Origin of the sequence: Nocardioides alkalitolerans, assembly GCA_038184435.1 — a bacterium.
Taxonomy (GTDB): Bacteria; Actinomycetota; Actinomycetes; order Propionibacteriales; family Nocardioidaceae; genus Nocardioides; species Nocardioides alkalitolerans_A.
This window is the reverse complement of record CP116227.1, coordinates 356216-369788: the sequence shown is the minus strand read 5'-3', so window position 1 is coordinate 369788 and position 13573 is coordinate 356216. Positions and strand designations below refer to the sequence as shown.

Sequence of the window (13573 nt, the reverse complement as noted above, 5' to 3'; positions counted from 1 at the left end):
ATGGAAACTCCCGTCGTCGTACGTCGTCCTGCCCGTCCGCGACGGCGGTGTGCGGCGCACGGGAGGACCGGTGGAGGCAACCATCGAGTCCCGAGGTTTCCGAGCCGACCTCGACTTGTTTCGCGCAGGAAACACGTCCGGGCGCTTTGTTACGTTCCGGTGAACCGCGTGGTGGACGTTCAGCCGTTGGTCGGCGCGGTGGCCCGGGCCTCCGCCACCGCGGCCTCGACGCGGTCGATGAAGAACGGGGTCAGCGTCCGCACGAAGGTCGCCGTCATGTGGGTGAAGTCGCGGTAGACCGCCACGTTGCCGATGACCGGGGAGCACGAGTCCTCGGCGCACTGGAGGTCACGGAGGCTGACGAGCGCGCTGCCCGGGGTCTGCTCGACGGCGGGCGCGATCGCGTCGAACCCGGCGAAGGCCCGCGACGGCGGCTGCGCGCACTCGGTGACGGCCGCGAGGCCCTCCCGCTCGACGCACTGCACGACGTCCTTGTCCATCATCGGGTTGTCCTGGATCGCCACGACGACCGCGCCGCGCGCGATCTGCGACTCCCAGGCCTCCCGCAGCCCGCGGACCGTCGTCTCCTCCTGCGTCTCGCCGTCGACGGGCTCGGCGAGGAAGCCGGACTGCAGGCTCGTCGTGATGATCAGGTCGTAGGGGTCGGACTCGGCGAGCAGGTCGGCGACGTTCCGCTTCCACTCGTTGCACTCGTCGCGGCGCGCGCCGACGCTGTTGCCCTGCGGCACCGTGCTCCAGGAGCACCCCGCACGACCCGTCACGTCGATCTGCCAGCCGAGCTCGGAGTACATCTGCTCGTAGGCCGGCAGGAACACGTTGTTGTGGGAGTCCCCGACCGCGAGCACCCGGAGCGGCTCCGCGTCGGCCGGCGGCTCGGGGGTGTCGTCCTCCAGCGGCAGCCGGCAGACCTGCGGCACGCTCTCGCCGTACGGCGCCCAGCAGCGCCCGTCGTTGTAGTCGTCCCGCCCGGCGACGGACGGGTCCGGCACGATGACGGTGCCGAAGTCCCCGCACTCGTCGTCGTTGACGAGCTGGCCCGCGCCGAGGCAGCGGAAGTCCGCGCTGGCGAGGAGCGCGTTGGCCTCGGCGATGAGCTCGTCCTGGCGGTGCTCGGCGTAGCGGATACCGCCGAACGCCGAGCCGGCCACCACGCAGGTGACGGCCAGCATCCACGCCCCGACCGCGCGGGCGGACCGTCCTCCGCCGAGCAGGCGCGGCGAGAAGCGGACCGGGTCCTCGATGAAGCGGGTCGACCCCCACGCGAGCAGCACCGTGACGACGGCGATCCCCAGCTTGTCCACCGTGCGCAGCGGCTGCTCGGTCACGAAGGGCACGAGCACGATGAGGGGCCAGTGCCACAGGTAGATCGCGTAGGACAGGTCGCCGATCCACGTGACGGGGCGGAAGCGGCTCGCCAGCGCGACCGGGCCGGCGTCGGCCGCGGCCAGCAGGGCCACGGTGCCGAGCACGGGCAGGGCGGCGGCGTACCCCGGGAACGCCGTCTCCCCGGTGTAGGTGACCACGGTGACGAGCACGGCGGCGGCGCCCGCCCAGCCGAGCACCTCGCGCGTCCAGCGCGGCAGCCGCGGCGCGACGGCGGCGAACAGCACGCCCGCGAGGAACTCCCAGGCGCGGGTCCAGGTGGAGAAGTAGGCGACGCCGGGCTCGGCCGTCGTGAGGTGGACCGAGTAGGCCAGGCTGGCGCCGGCGAGCACGGCGAGGACGGGGATGACGACGGCGCGCCGCGGCAGGCGGGTGCGCCCGTCGCGACGACGCAGCAGCAGGGCCAGCACCGCGAGGATGAGGGGCAGCAGGATGTAGAACTGCTCCTCGGTCGACAGCGTCCAGTAGTGCTGGATCGGCGAGGGCGCGTCGCCGGCGGCCAGGTAGTCGACCGCCTCGTTGGCGAGCACCCAGTTCTGGACGTAGAACGCCGAGCCCACGACCTCCTTGAGCACGTCGGCGCGCTCGCTCAGCGGCATCACGACGTGGGCCGCGATCGTCACGACGAGCAGCACCAGCAACGAGGCCGGGAGCAGGCGCTTGGCGCGCCGGGCCCAGAAGCGCCCCAGGCGGATGCGACCGCTGGACTCGAGCTCCTTGAGCAGGTGGGAGCCGATGAGGAAGCCGGAGATGACGAAGAAGACGTCCACGCCGACGAAGCCGCCGGTGAGCCGGTTCGGCCACAGGTGGTAGAGCAGGACGGAGCCGACCGCGACCGTGCGCAGGCCCTGGATGTCCGGTCGGAGGTCGCCGGGCGCGGGCGCGGCGGCACCCGGCTTCAGCGGGGCGGGCGCGCGGTGGGCGCCGCGCCTGCTGCCCCCGGAGGTGGTCGACACCAGGGTCAGCCCAGCAGGGCGTCGACGAAGGCGCCGGCGTCGAACGGCGCCAGGTCGTCCGGGCCCTCGCCCAGGCCGACGAGCTTGACGGGCACGCCCAGCTCGCGCTGGACGGCCACGACGATGCCGCCCTTGGCGGAGCCGTCGAGCTTGGTGAGCACGATGCCGGTCACGTCGACCACCTCGCTGAAGACGCGCGCCTGCACCATGCCGTTCTGGCCGGTGGTCGCGTCGAGCACGAGGAGCACCTCGGTGACCTCGGCCTGCTTCTCGATGACCCGCTTGACCTTGCCGAGCTCGTCCATCAGGCCAGCTTTGTTCTGCAAGCGCCCCGCGGTGTCGACCAGCACGGTGTCGACGCCGTCGGCGATGCCCTGCTTGACGGCCTCGAAGCCGACGCTCGCAGGGTCGGAGCCCTCCGGGCCGCGGACGACCGGGACGCCGACACGCTCGCCCCACGTCGCCAACTGCTCGACCGCAGCCGCGCGGAAGGTGTCCGCCGCGCCGAGCACGACGCTGCGGTCCTGCGCCACGAGGATGCGCGAGATCTTGCCGACCGTCGTGGTCTTGCCGGCGCCGTTGACGCCCACGACGAGGACCACGCCGGGCTTGCCGTCGGCGCCGCTGACCCTCAGCGTGCGGTCCATCGTCGGGTCGACGAGGGTGACCAGCTCCTCGCGCAGCACGGCGCGGACGTCCGCGGTGCCGCCCTCGACCCGCAGCCGCGTGCGGAGGTTGTCGACGAGCTGCTGGGTCGGCGCCACGCCGATGTCGGCCGTGAGCAGCGTGTCCTCGATGTCCTCCCATGCGTCCTCGTCGAGGCGGTCGCGCGACAGGATCGCGAGCAGTCCGCGACCGAGGCCGCCCTGGGAGCGGGAGAGGCGCTGGCGCAGCCGCACCAGGCGCGACTGGGTGCCCTCGGGGCGGTCGAGCTCGGGGGCCGGGGTCGGCGGCTCCTCGACGGTGACGGGACCCTCGGGGAGCTCCGTGAGCGTCCCGGTCCCGCCGGCGGACGCGTCCTCGTCGCCGAGGTCACCGAGGTCACCGGGTCGGGGCTCGTCGACCGGTCGCTCCGGGGCCAGCACCCCGCCGGTGCGGTCCTCCGGGGCCTCCACGGGCGGCGCGCTGCGTCGGCGACCGACCGTCGCGACGAGTCCGACGATGGCGACGACGGCCAGGACGCCGATGCCGATGACGAGGTAGAGCCACTCACCCATGGACCCAATCCAACCATCCGCGAGCGGTCCGACCGGCATCCGCGTCGTCGGGGGCGGCGGTGGCGGGGCTCGTCGTCGCCGGCGGGGTGCTGCCTCGGGCAGAGCCGGAAATGTGACGTCGGTGCGCCGCCATGCCGGGCGGTTTCAAGGGGTTAGTGCAACGCCCTGTGTGGATGGGGTGTGTGGTGGCGATCTTGAGGTCGGTGCGGCTGGTGTTCTGGGCTGCGGTCGGGGAGGGGATGTCGATCGATGCGGCCGCGAGGTCTGCGGGTGTGTCGAGCCGGGCTGGGCATCGCTGGTTCGCTCAGGCTGGCGGGGTGAAGCCAGTTGCTGCACCGACCGCAGCCGGGTATCGACGGCTCTCAATCCTCGAGCGTGAACGGATCCATGCCGGCATGGAGCGAGGTGAGTCGATCCGGATGATCGCGGCGGCGCTCGGTCGGGCGCCCTCGACGGTGAAGCGTGAGATCGACAAGAACCTGTTCCACCAGCGGTACGGCTCCCCGGGTAGCCGTGGCCCGAAGCGGCGGGTGCCGTGGAACTACTCGCCCCACAGCGCGCAGCTACGGGCAGAGCGTCGGGCTCGTTGCCGGGCCCGGCCCGCGAAGCTGGTGCTGAACCAGCGGCTGCGGCAGGAGGTGCAGAATCGGCTGAGCGATGAGCACAGTCCCGCTCAGATCGCCTGGCGGCTGCGCCGTGACTTCCCCGACGATCCGGAGATGTGGGTGTCTCACGAGACGATCTACCAGTCGCTGTATGTGCAAGGCCGCGGCGCGTTGCGTCGCGACCTGCATACCCGGCTACGGACGGGACGAGCGTTGCGCAGACCGCGGCGCCGAGACGGTGAGCGACGCGGTCGGATGCCGGGCATGGTCAACATCAGCGAACGCCCCGCCGAGGTGGCCGACCGAGCTGTGCCCGGGCATTGGGAAGGCGACCTGATCATGGGCGGCACCGCCTCACGCAGCGCGATCGGCACCCTGGTCGAGCGGGCCACGCGTTTCGTGATGTTGCTGCACCTGCCCGAGGGCTACGGCGCCGACGCCGTCGAGCGCGCCATGGTCACCACGATGAGCCAGCTGCCCGAGGTGTTGCGCAAGACCCTGACCTGGGACCAGGGCCGAGAGATGAGCAACCACGTCCGGATCGCTGCCGCAACGGATCTGGAGATCTACTTCTGCGACCCCCACTCGCCCTGGCAACGCGGCACCAACGAGAACACCAACGGGCTGCTGCGTCAGTACTTCCCCAAGGGCTCCGACCTATCGGTCTATCAGGCCGACTACCTCGACCACGTCGCCCGCAAGCTCAACAACCGGCCACGCGCCACCCTTGACTGGAAGAGCCCAGCCGAAGCCCTCGACGAACTACTGTCCAACCCGACAGGACCAACCGGTGTTGCGCTAACAGGTTGAAACCGCCCCGGTCAGGTCCGCACCAACCGCACAGTTCGAGACGCGGCGCGGCACGGCGGACCCGGAACGTCAGCGACGCAGGTGGACGTCCTCGTCCTCGCGGATCACCGGGAGGCTCGGCACCGAGCCGCGCAGACGCTGCACCCAGCGGTTGTCGCTCTGCTCGGCCTCGGCCGAGGTGCTCGCCGCGACGGCGACGACGACGCCGGCGACGACGAGGACGAGGAAGAGGGACAGCCAGACGACGAGCACAGGGGCCTCCGAGAGGTGGGACGGGAAGGAACGCAGGGCTGAACCACACGTCTGCGATTCAGGGTGCCACCTCCACCCAAGCGGCGACGAAACCACGCCCCCGTGACGACGCCCGTCCCGCGGTCAGGTCCGAAGCAGCGGCTCCACCGCGGCCCGGATGGCCGCCGGGAGCGGGGCGACGGGCCGGTCGCCGGGACCGCCGGTGTTGTCGACGTAGACGTGGACGAAGCGGCCCTCGGCCGCCGCCTCCTCGTCGGGTCCTCCGTCGGGTCCCTGGAACAGGCCGATGCGGTAGATCACCGACGACGTGCCCACCCGGTCCACGACCAGGCCCATGTCGATGGGGGCGGGGAACCCGATCTCGCGGAAGTAGCGGCACGAGGTCTCGGCGACGATGCCGATCTGCGGCTGGGCGCGCACGTCCAGCCCGGTCGCCTCGTAGAGGTAGGCGTTGACGGCGGTGTCGAACAGCTCGTAGTAGGTGGCGTTGTTGAGGTGGCCGTAGGCGTCGTCGTCCCGCCACCGCGTGGTGGCGCGGCGCCAGACCGCGAAGTCGGAGCGGCGGGGACGGGGTGGGCGGTCGCTCATGCGGGTTCCTCCTCGCGGGAGCCCTCCCGCAGTCGCTGGCTGATCACGGTCGAGACGCCGTCGCCGCGCATGGTGACGCCGTACAACGCGTCGCCGACCTCCATCGTGCGCTTCTGGTGGGTGATGACCAGGAGCTGGGAGCTCTCCCGGAGCTCCTCGTAGATCTCGAGCAGGCGCCCGAGGTTCGTGTCGTCGAGGGCCGCCTCCACCTCGTCGAGGATGTAGAACGGCGAGGGCCGCGCCTTGAAGAGCGCCACCAGGAAGGCGACGGCGACGAGCGAGCGCTCGCCGCCCGAGAGGAGCGAGAGCCGCTTGACCTTCTTGCCCGGTGGCCGCGCCTCGACCTCCACCCCGGTCGTCAGCATGTCGCCGGGGTCCGTGAGCAGGAGCCGCCCCTCGCCGCCGGGGAACAGCCGCGCGAACACGTGGTCGAACGCCGCCTGCACGTCCAGCCAGGCCTCGGTGAACACCTGCTCGACCCGCGCGTCGACCTCGCGGACGATGTCGAGCAGGTCCTTCCGCGTGCGCCGGAGGTCCTCGAGCTGCTCCGTGAGGAACTGGTGACGCTCCTCCAACGCGGCGAACTCCTCGAGCGCCAGCGGGTTCACCTTCCCGAGCTGCGCCAGGGCGCGCTCCGCCGTGCGGAGCCGCTTGGCCTGCTCCTCGCGGTCGTACGGCGCGTGTCCCTCCTCGAGGGGCACGGGCACGTCGGGGCCGTACTCCGCCACGAGCACCTCGGGATCCGTGCCCAGCTCCTCGACGGCCCGCGCCTCGAGCTGCTCGATGCGCATCCGCTGCTGGGCGCGGGCCATCTCGTCGCGGTGGACGCTGTCGACCAGCTCGTCGTGCTGACGTCCGAGGTCCCGCAGCGTCGCGCGGACGGCGAGGAGCTGCTCCTCGCGGGCACGGCGCGACTCCTCGACACGGCCCCGCTGGACGGCGGCCTCCGCCACCGAGAGCTCGAGCCACGAGAGCGCGACGTCGGCTCCCGCCACCACCGCCTCGGCGGCGGCCGCCTGCCGCCGCAGCCGCTCCCGGCGCTCCGCCGCCCGCGCCCGTGCCTCGCGCTCCTGCCGGGCCTGGCGCAGCAGTCCGTCGGCCCGCCCCTGGATCGCCCGTCCGCGCTCCTCCGCGGTGCGCAGCGCCAGGCGCGCCTCCATCTCCGCCTGGCGGGCGTCACGGGCCGCGGCGGCAAGCTCCTCGCGCTCCGTCGTGTCCGGCTCCTCCTCCGGCGCGGACTCGGCCCGCGCGAGGCGCTCCTCCAGGTCCGCGAGCCCGGCGATGCCCTCCGCCCGGGCCTGCTCCGCGGCGGCGATCGCCGCACCCAGGCGGTCCGCCTCGCCGGCCGCGGCCCGGGCCGACGAGCCGTGCTGGGCCAGCTCCTCCGCCACCGCGGCGAGCGCCGCATCGGACTCGTGCAGCCGCGCCAGCGCCGCCTCGACCCGCTCGGCCGCGTCCTGCCGCTGCGTCTCCGCCGTGCGCACGGTGAACGTCAGGCGCTCGACCTCGGCCGTCGCCGCGGCCAGCTGCTCGGTGGCCTCGTCGACGGCGGCCTGCACCTCGAGCAGGCTCGGCTGCGCCTGCGACCCGCCGCTCGCCCGGTCGGCGGCGAGCACGTCGCCGTCCTGCGTCACGACGACGAGCTCCGGGGACGCGGCCAGCAGCGTCCGCGCCGTACCGAGGTCCGCCACCACCGCGACCCGCTCCAGCAGCCGCGCCACGCCCGCCCGCAGGCGGGCGGGCACCTCGACGACGTCGAGCGCGTACGTCGCGTGGTCCGGCAACGCGGGCCAGGTCGCGCGGTCCGCGGCCCCGGCCCGGACGGTCCCCTCGTCCTGCGCCACCACCAGCTGGGCACGCCCCGCGTCGTCGGCCTTCAGCAGCTCCATGGCCGCGACGGCGCCGTCGACGCCCTCGACGGCGACGGCGTCGGCGGCCGCGCCGAGGGCGGCCGCCACGGCGGTCTCGAACCCGTGCCGGACCGCCAGGAGCTCCGCGGTGGAGCCGAGCACGACGTCGAGCCGGTCACCGGCGGCGAGCAGGGCACCCGCGGCGTCCTTGCGGGTGAGGCCGAGCTCCAGCGCCTCCTTGCGCGCGGCCAGCGCCGACCGGCGCCGCTCCGCCTCCTGCAGGGCGCTGCGAGCGCCGGCGATCTCCTCCTCGAGGGCGTCGAGGGCGTCCGCGGCGGCCTCGTGCTCCGCGTCGAGGCCCTCCTCGCCGGCGTCGAGACCGGCGACCCGCGTCTCGAGCGCCGTGAAGTCCCGCTGCGCACGCTCGGCGCGGGCGAGGGCGTCGGCCCGGGCCCGGGTCAGGCGACCCACCTCGTCCTCGGCCGCGCGGGCCCGGGAGCGGACCGCGTTCACCTGGCCGTGGAGGCGGGCGAGCCCCTCCCGGCGGTCGGCGGCCGCACGCTGCAGCGCGCTGATGCGCCGCTCCTCCGCGGCCGCGGCCTCCTCGGCGTCGGCCCGTCGCTCGACGGCGCGCGCGAGTGCCGCGGCCTTCTCCTCGACCTCGGCGCCGATGCGCTCCTCGTTCGCGCGCACCCGCTCGGCCTCGGCCTCGAGCTGCTCGGGATCACGGCCGGACGGGCCGGCGGGCTCGTCGTGCCGGGCGGTCCGGACCCGCTCGGCCGCGAGCGACCGCGTGCCCTGCAACCGGTCGCGGAGACCCGACAGGGAGAACCACGTCTCCTGCGCCGCCGCGAGGGCCGGGAGGTCCTCGCGCAGGGCGGCCTCGACGGCGGCCTCCGACTCCCGCGCGGCGGCCAGCTCGGCGGCGACCGCCTCCCGGCGCTGCAGGAGCAGGGACTCGTCGGCCAGCTCCTGGGCGAGCGCGGCGCGGGCGGTCACGATGTCGTCGGCGAGCAACCGCGCGCGGGCGTCGCGCACGTCCGCCTGCACGGTCTGGGCACGTCGCGCCACCTCGGCCTGGCGGCCCAGCGGCTTGAGCTGGCGGCGGATCTCGGTGATCAGGTCGGAGAGCCGGTGGAGGTTGCCCTCGGTCGCGTCGAGCTTGCGGAGCGCCTTCTCCTTGCGCTTGCGGTGCTTGAGCACACCGGCGGCCTCCTCGATGAAGCCGCGGCGGTCCTCCGGCGTGGCGCGGAGGATCGAGTCGAGCTGCCCCTGGCCGACGATGACGTGCATCTCGCGCCCGATGCCCGAGTCGCTGAGCAGCTCCTGCACGTCCAGGAGGCGGCAGGCGGTGCCGTTGATGGCGTACTCCGAGCCACCGTTGCGGAACATCGTGCGGCTGATCGTCACCTCGGCGTACTCGATCGGCAGCGCCCCGTCGGCGTTGTCGATCGTCAGCGCCACCTCGGCGCGACCGAGCGGCGGTCGGCCGGACGTGCCGGCGAAGATGACGTCCTCCATCTTGCCGCCGCGGAGGCTCTTGGCGCCCTGCTCGCCCATCACCCAGGCGAGGGCGTCCACCACGTTCGACTTGCCGGAGCCGTTCGGGCCCACGATGCAGGTGATCCCCGGCTCGAGCTGCAGGGTCGTCGCGGACGCGAAGGACTTGAACCCCTTGAGGGTCAGGCTCTTCAGGTACACCCGCGGATCTCCTCGCCGACGCCGGTCGCTCCCGGTAGGTCGGGCCAGGCTAGGGCATCGGGGCCGTCCGGTCCGCGGACCGACTCACTCCCCCGCGTGCGCGATGTGCGGGAGCTGCCGCCAGATGAGGGCCAGGATGAGCGCCGACCCCGCGCACCCGAACCACAGCGTCGCCCGGACCCCGCCGACCTGGGCCAGCGCTCCACCGACCAGGGCGCCCACGACGAGGCCCGCCTGCATGCCGAGCAGGTAGACGCTCGTGACCCGTCCCTGCATCGCGGCGGGCACCGCGCGCTGGCGCACCGTGGTCGACGTCGTGCCCCACACGGACGCCTGCACGCCGAACGCCACGAGCATCGCCATCGCGACCACCGGCCACGTCGTCAGCGCCAGCACCCCGTGGGTCGCGGTCTCCACCAGCAGCCCCACCCGCATCATCGACCCGAGCGCGAAGCGGCGCTCGAGCGCGCCGTACGTCAGCGCCCCGACCACGCCGCCCACCGCCGCGCAGGCGGTGAGCAGGCCGAAGCCGAGCTCGCCGAGACCGAGCCGGTCGGCGGCGTACACCACGAGCACCGCCCAGGTGGCCCCGAAGGTGACGTTGAAGCAGAGGATGGCGAGCGCCAGCGTGCGGACCGGGGCGTTGCCCGCGAGCCACCGCACGCCCTCGGCGACGTCGCGGGCGACCGAGCGCCGACCGGGCTCGCGCTCGAGCCGCGGCAGCTCGAGGCGGGCCAGCTGCAGCACGACCAGGGCCAGCAGCACCGCCTGCGCCGCGACCGGCCAGACGGCGCCGACCACGAAGAGCGCCGCACCGATCGGCGGCCCCGCGAGCTGGTTGATGGTCATCGCGCCGACCATCACCCGCGCGTTGGCGATGCCGAGGTCGCGCTTGGCGACGAGCATCGGCATGAGGGTCGCGCCCGCCGTGTCGCTGAAGCACTCGGCGACGCCGAGCAGCAGGAGGCTGACGAGCACCCACGTCACGCCCACCAGGTCGGTCGCGAGCGCCGCGACCAGCACCGTCACCACGACGAGCCGGGCCACGTTGGTGACGAGCATGAGGAGCCGCCGGTCCACGCGGTCGGCGACGACGCCGGCGTACAGGCCGAGGACCACCCAGGCGGCCCGCGGGGCGGCCGCCCCGAGGGCGATGAGGAAGGCGTCGCTCGTCAGCGAGGCGAGGAGCAGCGGACCGGCCGCGATCATCACGCCGTCGGCGAGGTTGGCGGTCCAGAAGGTGAGGACGAGACGGCGGAAACCTGGGCCGAGGCGGGCCGGGGCCAGCAGGTTCCAGAGGCGGTGCACCGAGATGGGGACGTGCGGCGGAGCCCCGGTGACCGGGGCTCCGTCCAGCGGCCGTCAGGCCGGCTGGAGGTCCTGCGACTTCTCGAGGTCGAGCAGCACGGCCGCCTGCGCGGCCGTGAGGCGGTCGTTCTCCGCCTGGAGACGCAGGACGAGCTGCTCGAGGTCGTTCACACGAGCGCGGAGGCGGGCGTTGTCCACCTCGAGGCGGGCGGGGACCCGCAGGTCGCTGTTCAGGTAGCCGATCAGCGCCTTGGCCATGAAGATCCTCCGGGAGCGTGACGCAGTGGGTGGGTGGGCCCGATCGGGCCGTCGTCTAATGTCTCACCCGGCCGCGCGACGGTCAATCTGGCGCGTGCCGCGAGGTGTGCCCCGCGGGGTGACCCGGCGCGGGACCGGCTGGCAGGTCGGGCAGAAGTAGGACGAGCGGTTCATGAACGCGACCCGCCGGATCGGAGTGCCGCAGCGCGGGCACGCCCGCCCCTCCTGGCCGTAGGCCGACAGCGAGCGGTCGAAGTAGCCCGACTCCCCGTTGACGTTCACGTAGAGCGCGTCGAACGACGTGCCGCCCTGCGCCAGCGCGTCGCCCATGACCGCGCGAGCGTGGTCGAGGAGCTCCTGCACCTGGACGGCCCGCAACCGCTCCCCCGGACGCTCGCCGTGGATCCGCGCCCGCCAGAGCGCCTCGTCGGCGTAGATGTTGCCGACCCCCGACACGACCGTCTGGTCGAGCAGGATGCGCTTCACGGCCGACACCCGACGCCGTACGGCGCGCACGAACGCCGCGTCGTCGAACGCGGGGTCCAGCGGGTCGCGGGCGATGTGGGCCATCTCCGGGGGCAGCTCGGCGCCCCCGACGCTGACGGCCACGCCGCCGAACATGCGCTGGTCGACGAACCGCAGCTCGCGGCCCTCGGCGGCGCCCTCCAGGCGGAAGCGCACGCGGAGGTGGCGCTCGTCGGCCGCGTCGGCCGGCTGCACGAGCATCTGGCCGCTCATCCCGAGGTGGGCCGTGAGGGCGTCGCCGTTGTCGAGCGGCAGCCACAGGTACTTGCCGCGGCGACGCGCACCGGTGATCCGGCGGTCGAGGAGAGCGGCGGCGAAACCGGCGGGACCGCCGGGGTCACGGCGTACCGGACGGGGGTGGAGCACGTCGACGGCCGTGATGCGCGCGCCCACCACGTGGCGCTCGAGCCCGGCCCGGACGACCTCGACCTCAGGGAGCTCCGGCACCGTCGGTGCTCTCGGCGGCGGGCTCCGCAGCAGCATCCGCGGCGGGTTCGACGGACAGCTCGCCGTACGCCGTCTGGGCGGCCTGCTGCTCCGCCTCCTTCTTCGAGCGTCCGACGCCGTGGCCGTAGACGCCCTCGCCGACGCGCACACGTGCCGTGAAGGTCTTGAGGTGGTCGGGGCCCTCGTCGGTGATGAGGTACTCCGGGACGCCGAGGGAGCGCTCGGCGGCGATCTCCTGCAGCGAGGTCTTCCAGTCGAGGCCGGCGCCGAGGGCGGCCGCGGCCTCCATGAGGGGGTCGAACAACAGGTGCACGACGTCGGAGGCGACGGTGATGCCGCCCGAGAGGTGCACCGCACCGATGACGGCCTCGAGGCAGTCGGAGAGGATGGAGGCCTTGTCGCGGCCCCCGGTGGCCTCCTCGCCCCGGCCGAGCTTGATGTTCTGGCCCAAGCCGATGCCGCGGGCCACGCCCGCGAGGGCGCGCGCGTTGACCACGGCGGCGCGCAGCTTCGCCAGACGCCCCTCCGACAGGTCGGGGTGCGTCCGGTAGAGCGTCTCGGTGACGACGATGCCCAGCACCGAGTCCCCGAGGAACTCGAGGCGCTCGTTGTGGGGCAGCCCGCCGTTCTCGTACGCGTAGGAGCGGTGCGTCAGCGCACGTTCGAGCAGCTCGGGGGCCAGCTCAGGGCCCCCGAGCGCTGCTCGGAGCTCGGCGTAGTCAGACAGGGCGAGCGGGGGGTTCAGCGAGTCGCCGGAGGCGCTCAGAGGACCTGGCGACGGCTCGCCTTGGCGCCGTACTGACCGCAGCTCGCGCACGCGCGGTGCGGGAGGTGCTGGGCACCGCAGGCCGGGTTGACACAGGTCACCAGCGACGGCGCGGACGCCTTCCACTGCGAGCGACGGTGGCGCGTGTTGCTGCGCGACATCTTCCGCTTCGGGACAGCCACTTCATTCTCCTCGTTCGTCCGCCGGCCTGGTGCCGACCGATCCTCACCCCGCCGGGTCCGGCGGGTCCCCCTGCGGGGACGTTCTCGGGTCTTGCTGCAGGTCTTGCCTCAGGTCGTGCTGTCGTCGCGGTCCTCGACCAGCCCGACGAGACCGGCCCACCGGGGGTCGATCGGGTCGCCGTGCGTGTGGCCGGGGTCGTCCGCCAGCCGCGCGCCGCACTCGACGCACAGCCCCGGACAGTCCTCGGAGCACACGGGCTGGAACGGCAGCGCAAGCACCACCGCGTCCCGCAGCAACGGCTCGAGATCGACCAGGTCGTCCTCGAGCCGACGGACACCGAGCTCGTCGTCGGCCTCGGGATCGGCCGCAGCCCCGTCGTCGTACACGAACAGCTCCTGGAAGGACACCGACAGCTCGTCGGAGATCTCCTCCAGGCACCGCACGCACTCGCCGACGAGACCGGCGCGTGCCGTTCCCGTGACCAGGACGCCCTCCATGACCGCCTCCAGTCGGAGGTCGAGTTCGACCTCCGAGCCTTCGGGGACAGCGAGGACCTCGATGCCCAGCTCTGCCGGCGCCGGCACCGAGCGCTCCACCTCGTGCTGGGACCCCGGGCGGCGGCTCAGCTCGCGTGTGTCGAGCACGAGCGGCGCTCTCGGGTCCAGGCGGTTCAGTGGTCTACCTTCGGTGCACGGACAGGACA

At 73.4% G+C, this 13573-nt stretch carries 12 protein-coding genes; 1 reads left to right on the top strand and 11 read right to left on the bottom strand.

All coding sequences use genetic code 11. The features are described 5' to 3' along the window. Positions 1-179: 179 nt before the first annotated feature. Together PIR53_01800 and ftsY are read right to left on the bottom strand one after the other, a co-directional pair. Complete coding sequence (locus tag PIR53_01800) at positions 180-2360, bottom strand: acyltransferase family protein (GenBank protein WZH52741.1); 2181 nt, start codon at positions 2358-2360, stop codon at positions 180-182. A gap of 5 nt (positions 2361-2365) precedes the next feature. Next, a complete protein-coding gene (ftsY, locus tag PIR53_01795) occupies positions 2366-3577 on the bottom strand; it encodes a signal recognition particle-docking protein FtsY (protein ID WZH52740.1) in 1212 nt (403 codons plus the stop codon). 173 nt (positions 3578-3750) lie between these two features. Between ftsY and PIR53_01790 the strand changes: the two genes are divergently transcribed. Further along, complete coding sequence (locus tag PIR53_01790) at positions 3751-4992, top strand: IS30 family transposase (GenBank protein WZH54383.1); 1242 nt, start codon at positions 3751-3753, stop codon at positions 4990-4992. 69 nt (positions 4993-5061) lie between these two features. Here the strand turns inward: PIR53_01790 and PIR53_01785 are convergent, their stop codons facing one another. The 9 genes from PIR53_01785 to PIR53_01745 form a co-directional block, all read right to left on the bottom strand. Then, entirely contained in the window at positions 5062-5244 is a 183-nt protein-coding gene (locus PIR53_01785) for a hypothetical protein (GenBank protein ID WZH52739.1), read from the bottom strand. Between the two features lie 123 nt (positions 5245-5367). Then, positions 5368-5832, bottom strand: a complete 465-nt coding sequence (locus tag PIR53_01780) for a thioesterase family protein (GenBank protein WZH52738.1) — start codon at positions 5830-5832, stop codon at positions 5368-5370. After that, a complete protein-coding gene (gene smc, locus PIR53_01775; protein ID WZH52737.1) occupies positions 5829-9383 on the bottom strand; it encodes a chromosome segregation protein SMC in 3555 nt (1184 codons plus the stop codon). The genes PIR53_01780 and smc overlap by 4 nt, the downstream gene beginning before the upstream one ends. Positions 9384-9467: 84 nt before the next feature. Then, positions 9468-10691 (bottom strand): MFS transporter, encoded by a 1224-nt coding sequence (locus PIR53_01770; GenBank protein WZH52736.1) that lies wholly within the window; start codon positions 10689-10691, stop codon positions 9468-9470. Positions 10692-10745: 54 nt separating this feature from the next. After that, positions 10746-10949: a hypothetical protein gene (locus PIR53_01765; GenBank protein ID WZH52735.1), complete on the bottom strand. Its 204-nt coding sequence runs from the start codon at positions 10947-10949 to the stop codon at positions 10746-10748. A 63-nt stretch (positions 10950-11012) separates the two neighbouring features. Next, on the bottom strand, positions 11013-11921 hold the full coding sequence (gene mutM / locus PIR53_01760) for a bifunctional DNA-formamidopyrimidine glycosylase/DNA-(apurinic or apyrimidinic site) lyase (GenBank protein ID WZH52734.1): 909 nt from the start codon (positions 11919-11921) through the stop codon (positions 11013-11015). Further along, the gene (gene rnc / locus PIR53_01755; protein WZH54382.1) at positions 11905-12648 is read right to left on the bottom strand and encodes a ribonuclease III; all 744 of its coding nucleotides are present in this window, start codon (positions 12646-12648) and stop codon (positions 11905-11907) included. Before rnc ends, mutM begins: the two co-directional genes overlap by 17 nt. A 35-nt stretch (positions 12649-12683) precedes the next feature. Further along, positions 12684-12869, bottom strand: coding sequence for a 50S ribosomal protein L32 (gene rpmF, locus PIR53_01750; protein WZH52733.1), 186 nt, complete (start codon positions 12867-12869; stop codon positions 12684-12686). A gap of 108 nt (positions 12870-12977) precedes the next feature. Then, entirely contained in the window at positions 12978-13514 is a 537-nt protein-coding gene (locus PIR53_01745; GenBank protein ID WZH52732.1) for a YceD family protein, read from the bottom strand. Positions 13515-13573: the final 59 nt, after the last annotated feature.